Consider the following 363-nt stretch of genomic DNA (forward strand, 5'->3'; position numbering starts at 1 on the left):
CTGTAAATCAAGGTCAGCGGAAGGTGCGGAGCGGGCGTGGGTGCTTCGGGAGGCACTCCGGTGCCGCCGACAAACGCAGGACCCCTGCCCTGCCCGATGATCACGTTATAGTCACTGCCCTCGATTGTTGCGATCGCGTTGACGCTCCACGGCACTCCGAGCCCCGGCCGATCGCCGTCACGGGTGAACCGGACTTTCTCGACGTTCGGTTGGTACCTGTCGCGGAAATAGAGCGCGGACGCTCGCTGCTGTTCTTTGACCGGCGGGTCTGGTGTCATGAGGCGATCTCCTATCAACGAACAGGCCGGCAGGCCCACGATCAGCACAACGGCCAGCAGGACGGTGCTCACCGCTCGAGTTACT

Annotated in this window: 1 protein-coding gene; it reads right to left on the minus strand. The window is 63.1% G+C overall.

The annotated features are described in order from the left end of the window. The coding region (locus tag AC1RPH_RS08030) for a hypothetical protein (RefSeq protein WP_481762061.1) at window positions 1-278 on the minus strand (278 nt) is incomplete at its 3' end. Between the last annotated feature and the right edge of the window lie 85 nt (window positions 279-363).

This window comes from Dellaglioa sp. CoH-57-MRSF-16 (assembly GCF_056782055.1).